This window comes from Streptomyces sp. 8L, assembly GCF_020176795.1.
Classification (GTDB): Bacteria; Actinomycetota; Actinomycetes; order Streptomycetales; family Streptomycetaceae; genus Streptomyces.
On the sequence record NZ_JAIUKE010000660.1, the window covers coordinates 1 to 4,960 of the forward strand.

A 4,960-nucleotide genomic window follows, 5' to 3' on the forward strand; every position below is an offset into this window, starting at 1 on the left:
GAAGGAGAGGAGGGGGAGGCAGGCGGGGAGGGCGCCGGGCGCCTGTGGCCTGCCCGGCTGACGGGCCGGGGTGCGGCCCGCGGACCGGAGGGGCCCAGGACACGAAGACCCGACCGCGTGCGGCCCCGGCCGCGTTCCGAACCGGCCCGTCCGGGGCGGTCACCGCACGGCGGCCCCCCGCTGCTCCGCCGTCGCGAACTCGGCCATGCCGTCCTCGAAGCCGACCTCGGGGCGCCAGCCGAGCTCGGTGCGCAACCGCTCGGACGACGCCGTGATGTGGCGTACGTCGCCCAGCCGGTACTCGCCCGTGACCACCGGCGCGGGGCCGCCGTGCGCCAGGGCGAGCGCCCTGGCCATCTCGCCGACGGTGTGCGGGGTCCCACTGCCGGTGTTGTACGCGCGCAGCGCGCCGGACGGCCCCTCCCGCAGCGCCGCGAGAGCCCGTACGTTCGCCGCCGCGACATCCCGTACGTGGACGAAGTCGCGCCGCTGGCCGCCGTCTTCGAAGACGCGCGGTGCCTCACCGCGCGCCAGCGACGAGCGGAAGAAGGACGCCACCCCGGCGTACGGTGTGTCGCGCGGCATGCCCGGCCCGTACACATTGTGGTAGCGCAGCGACACCGCCCGCCCGCCGGTGGCGCGCGCCCAGGACGCCGCCAGGTGCTCCTGGGCCAGCTTCGTCGCCGCGTAGACGTTGCGCGGGTCCTTCACCGCGTCCTCGGTGACCAGGCCCGGCGTCAACTCCGAGCCGCACCGGGGGCAGCGCGGCTCGAACCGGCCCGCCTCCAGGTCCCGGGCCGAACGGGGGCCCGGCGCCGTGCGGCCGTGCCGCGGGCAGTCGTAGCGGCCCTCGCCATACACCACCATCGACCCCGCGACCACCAGGTCCCGCACACCGGCTTCCGCCATCGCCGCGAGCAGTGTGGCCGTGCCGAGATCGTTGCAGCTCACATAGGCGGGCGTGTCGGCGATGTCCTTGCCGAGCCCCACCATCGCGGCCTGGTGGCAGACCGCGTCCACCCCGCGCAGCGCCGCCCCGACGGCGTCGGCGTCGCGGACGTCGGCTTGGACCCACTCGGCGTCGGGCAGGGGCGGCGGCGAGGGGTGCGCCGACGGCAACAGGGCGTCGAGGACGACCGGTACGTGGCCGTGAGCGGTGAGTGCGGCGGTGATGTGCGAGCCGATGAAACCCGCTCCGCCGGTGACGAGTACGCGCATTCCGCCGACGCTAGGGGCAGATGACGCTCCGTAGGCGGACCGGCGCGTACGTGTCATCGGACCGTAAGGACTGCTGCCGTCGCCCTCCATCAGCTGCCTTCCCGGTCCGTGGCGGCCCGCCGGGCCCGCGCGCCGTCCCGCACGATCCGGGCGCCGAGCCAGAGCGCGGACAGCGCGAACAGCGCCGCCGTGATCAGCAGCCAGTTGCCCAGGAACACATCGGGCGACAGCCCGGTGGACAGGCGGAAGTGCGCGGTCTGGCGCAGGATCAGCGGCCAGTACACCGCGAGCAGCAGCAGTGAAAGGAACGCCGGGACGCGCACATGGTTGAGTGCCGTGCCGGGGGCGGGCCGCCGCCCGCGCAGCACCGTGCACAGCAGCCGGTCCGTGCCCGTGTACAGCGGTACGAGGACCAGATCGTGCAGCAGCGCCGCACCCACCACCCACACCACGACGCCCACCCAGTCGCCCGCGAGCACCCGGACCGCGGCGTAACCGCACACCGCGAACGAGGCGCACAGCAGCAGCAGATGGACCGGCGACTCGCCGTACAGCCGGCGGAACCCGGTCCGCCGCGACGCCGTACCCCGGGGCCTCACGCTCGCCACGCCGCCTCCCCGAAACCCAGCCGGCCGACCCACTTGGTGTTCATCACACCCGGTGCGCCCGGCACGATGACCCGGGCCGGCCGGCCGTGGTCCTCCGTCAGCGGCGCGCCGTTGACCCGCAGCGCGAGAAGCGAACGGCGGTCGCGTACCTGGTTGTCCCGCAGGACCACCGAGCGGAACGACCCCGCCGCCTGCACCGATTCCACGAACACACCGGGCGGGTCGGTGTGGAACCCGACCAGTGAGGCGAGGTCGGCGAGCCGCACGCCCTCCCACTGCTGGTCGTCCGTCGACCAGCCCTCCACGCACGCGATCGGCAGCGCGGAACGGTGCTGGGGAAGCGCCAGCAGCTCATCCAGGGTCAGGACCCTGCGGTGGCCGCCGCCCCGTACCGTCAGCCGCCAGTCACCGCCGATGTCACGCGGCCGGACCCGGGCGAACGCCGCCGTCTTGTTGATCTGGAAGCCCCCGGGACCGCTGCCGGGATCGCGCCCGTGCGGCGCCAGCAGCGCCGTTCGCCGCAGCGGCCCGCCGATGCTCTGTCCCGCCGTCACCACCAATAGGGCCAGCGAGCCGAGCCCGACCATGCCGAGCGCGCCGCGCCGCGAGACGGTGGGTTCGGCGGGCCGCTCCGCGACAAGACCCGAGTCGTCGGCCGGTTCGGGCCGGGTCCTGGAGGTGGGAGTACGCAGCTCCGCCCACAGGTCCCGGCCGCGCAGCGCCCGCACGGTGCGCGGCAGCCGCAGTCCGACATGCGCGAGGAGCGCGCCGAAGAACACCCATGCACCGTAGAAGTGCAGCGGATAGAAGGACCCGGGGAACAGGTAGGCGATCTGTACGTTCAGCACGCCGGTGAGGAACTCGAAGAGACCGCCGCCCACCAGGAGCAGCAGCGAGAGCCGGTCCAGCGCGTGCCCCACCGACCGCACCGGCGGCAGCGTGAAGAGCTTCGGCACCACGGACCACAACTTCGCCAGCAGCACCGGCACCAGCACGATGCCGAGCGTCACATGCACGCCCTGCGTCAGCCGGTAGAGCCAGTACGGGTCCGTCGGCCAGGAGAAGAGATAGAACCCCAGCAGCCCCTTGTCCGGCGTCTTGTCGTTGACCGGCGCGAGATCCGGGTTGTACGCGGCGTACGACAGCAGACCGGTCACGAACACGACAGGGATGCCGGCCAGCAGGACGGCGCCGAACACCGAGGTCAGCCAGGGACCGCGGAGCGGGCTGCGCCAGGGGCCCGGGGTACGCGGAGCGCCCCCGGGGCCGAGGGCGCGGGAAAGGGGTGGCGGGAGAAGTCTCACGCAGCAGACCGTAGGGGCTGCGACACACCAAAGAGCGGGCACGACGCATGACGAAAGTCTGACGTTCGACAAGGGTGGTGTGTTTTCGCAGGAATGTTCCCACGGATCTGACCATTCGATGACGTGGACCCTCCGGCACGCGCTTTCCGCCCCGGCCGTCCCTAGGGTGCCGGTGTGACCCTGAGCCCCTCCTCCGCCCGTCTCGCGGAACCCACCGGGAGCGGACCCGCGCGCACCGGCGTCCGGCGCGACCTGCTCGCCGACGCGGGCGCCCGCGCCCTGATCGCGGCCGTCGCCGTCGTCGGGACCGTGCTCCAGGCCCGCGACGGAACCCTGCACACCCCCTGGCCGCCCCTGCTCGCCACCTGGGACCCCCACATCGGACCCGGCACCCCCGCCGCCGTGGCCGTCGGTGCGGCGGCGATCGCCTACGGGCCCGGCCTCGCGGCGCGTGTCCCCTGGCGCGCGCTGCTCGCCCTCAACTGGGCCACCGCCACCGCCTGGACGCTCTCCCTGGCACTCGTGGACGGCTGGCACCTCGGCGTGGCCGGCCGGCTGACCACACGCTACGAATACCTGAGCGGCGTGTCCCGGTTCCACGACGTCGGGTCCGCCCTGCGCGGGTTCACGTCGCACATCCTGCTCGGCAACGCGCAGTCCTGGCCCGCGCACATCGCGGGGCACCCGGCCGGGGCGGTCCTCACCTTCGTCGGCCTCGACCACGCGGGGCTCGGCGGCGGAGCGTGGGCCGCCCTGTTCTGCGTCGTCACGGGAGGGTCCGTCGCCGCGGCCGTACTCGTCGCCCTGCGCGCGCTCGCCGGAGAGCGCACGGCACGCCGCGCCGCGCCGTTCCTGGCCCTGGCCCCAGGGGCCGTATGGGTCGGGGTCTCGGCCGACGGCTACTTCGCGGCCGTCGCCGCCTGGGCCCTGGCGCTCCTCGCCCTCGCGGCCACCCGCACCGTCCGGTTCCCGGCCGTGGTCGCCGCTGCCAGCGGCCTCCTGCTGGGGTGGGCGGTCTACCTGTCGTACGGGCTCACCCTGCTGGCCGTGCCGGCGCTCGCGATCCTGCTGTACGCGAGGACGGCGCGCCCCCTCCTGCCGGCGCTCGCGGCGTTCGCCGCCGTGGTGGTGGCGTTCACCGCGGCGGGCTTCTCCTGGTGGACGGCGTACAGCCTGCTCGTGCCGCGCTACTACCAGGGCGTCGGCGGCGACCGGCCCTACGCCTACTGGCTGTTCGGCGATCTGGGCACGGTGGTCGTGACGGCCGGCCTCGCGTCGGTCGCAGGGCTCAGGCGCGCAGCGGGCGCGCTTCCCGCGGCCGTACGGGCGTGGTGGGCGAACCGGACCGGCGCGGCTGCGACCAGCGCGCCGGACGATGGCGCGCCCGCGACCGGCGCCCTGGAGGGTGACACCCCCGCGACCGGCGCCCCGGAGAGCGGCGTCCCGGGCGGTGGCGCGCCCTCGCGTGGCGGGGCCGGGGCGGTCGCGGTGCTCGTCTGCGCCTTCGTTCTCGCGATCCTCGCCGCCGACCTGTCGGGCATGAGCAAGGCGGAGACCGAACGGATCTGGCTGCCCTTCACCCTCTGGCTCCCGGCCGCCGCCGCGCTGCTGCCCGCCCGGCACGCGCGTCCCTGGCTCGCCGCCCAGGTCGTGACGGCGCTGCTCGTGAACCATCTGCTGCTGACGTACTGGTGACAGACGGGTGCCCCCCCCCCCCCGGGGGGGGCGGGGGCCCGGGGGGGGCCCGCGGGGGGCGGGAACACGCGCCGGCCGGTGGTCGCGCACAGTGCGCGCGCCACCCTACCGGGCTCCGTTGTCACTGGCTGCCAG

General features: G+C 74.7%; 4 protein-coding genes. 1 reads left to right on the top strand and 3 read right to left on the bottom strand.

Going from position 1 to position 4,960, the window contains the following annotated elements; all coding sequences use genetic code 11:
• Positions 1-159: 159 nt before the first annotated feature.
• The 3 genes from LCE31_RS36665 to LCE31_RS36675 all read right to left on the bottom strand — a co-directional run bounded on the left by LCE31_RS36665 (position 160) and on the right by LCE31_RS36675 (position 3,130).
• A complete protein-coding gene (locus LCE31_RS36665) occupies positions 160-1,218 on the bottom strand; it encodes an NAD-dependent epimerase/dehydratase family protein (RefSeq protein ID WP_225022295.1) in 1,059 nt (352 codons plus the stop codon).
• Between the two features lie 89 nt (positions 1,219-1,307).
• On the bottom strand, positions 1,308-1,826 hold the full coding sequence (locus LCE31_RS36670; RefSeq protein WP_225022297.1) for a hypothetical protein: 519 nt from the start codon (positions 1,824-1,826) through the stop codon (positions 1,308-1,310).
• Complete coding sequence (locus LCE31_RS36675) at positions 1,814-3,130, bottom strand: molybdopterin-dependent oxidoreductase (RefSeq protein WP_374118676.1); 1,317 nt, start codon at positions 3,128-3,130, stop codon at positions 1,814-1,816. Before LCE31_RS36675 ends, LCE31_RS36670 begins: the two co-directional genes overlap by 13 nt.
• A gap of 180 nt (positions 3,131-3,310) precedes the next feature.
• Here LCE31_RS36675 and LCE31_RS36680 point away from each other — a divergent pair, with 180 nt between their 5' ends.
• Positions 3,311-4,825 (top strand): hypothetical protein, encoded by a 1,515-nt coding sequence (locus tag LCE31_RS36680; RefSeq protein WP_225022301.1) that lies wholly within the window; start codon positions 3,311-3,313, stop codon positions 4,823-4,825.
• The last annotated feature ends 135 nt before the right edge of the window (positions 4,826-4,960 follow it).

Bases quoted from the DNA above. Each gene is read 5' to 3' on its own strand.
- LCE31_RS36665 (WP_225022295.1), bottom strand. From the start codon at position 1,218: ATGCGCGTACTCGTCACCGGCGGAGCGGGTTTCATCGGCTCGCACATC.